This window comes from Lactobacillus nasalidis (assembly GCF_016587775.1).
GTDB lineage: Bacteria > Bacillota > Bacilli > Lactobacillales > Lactobacillaceae > Lactobacillus > Lactobacillus nasalidis.
This window is the reverse complement of record NZ_BOCG01000366.1, coordinates 1-611: the sequence shown is the minus strand read 5'-3', so window position 1 is coordinate 611 and position 611 is coordinate 1. Positions and strand designations below refer to the sequence as shown.

The following is a 611-nucleotide window of genomic DNA, read 5'->3' as shown; positions in this document are numbered from 1 at the left end:
ACGGCACGGCGAAGACACTGAAGCCTACGACATGCGCGGCATCAGCATTCTGGCCGACTTCTTCGTGGCTACCAGCGCCACTTCCAGCCGGCAGCTGCACGCCATTGCCAACAGCATCATTGAAGCCTGCCACGAAGCCGGCTTTTACGACTACCGGGTCGAAGGCAACCATGATTCCGAATGGCTCCTGGTTGACCTGGGCGACGTGGTCGTCAACATCTTCTCAGAAGACGCCCGGGCCTTCTACAACCTGGAAAAGCTCTGGGCAGACGGCAAGCGCGTGGAACTCGAGGAAGACTAACGAATGAGCGTTGTCGGAATCGTGGCGGAATACAATCCGTTCCACAGCGGCCATGAATTTCTGATGAACCAGGCACGGCTGGCGGCTGGCGATGACCCGATCATCGCGGTCATGTCCGGCAACTACGTCCAGCGTGGGGAAATGGCAATCCTGGACAAGTGGTCCCGGGCCCGCAGCGCCATCGAGGCCGGGGCGGACCTGGTCTTTGAGCTGCCTTTCTCTTATGCCGTCCAGGCGGCAGACATGTTTGCCACCGGCGGGGTCGACCTGTTGACCCGGCTGGGGGCGCAGACGCTGGTTTTCGGCGTGG

General features: G+C 61.0%; 2 protein-coding genes. Both read left to right on the top strand.

The window, feature by feature from the left end; all coding sequences use genetic code 11:
* Window positions 1–301: ribosome silencing factor (gene rsfS / locus lacNas_RS06900; RefSeq protein ID WP_201346724.1), on the top strand; the 301-nt coding region annotated here is incomplete at its 5' end.
* Window positions 302–304: 3 nt separating this feature from the next.
* Window positions 305–611 (top strand): nucleotidyltransferase family protein (locus lacNas_RS06895; RefSeq protein ID WP_201346723.1); only part of this gene is annotated, 307 nt, incomplete at its 3' end.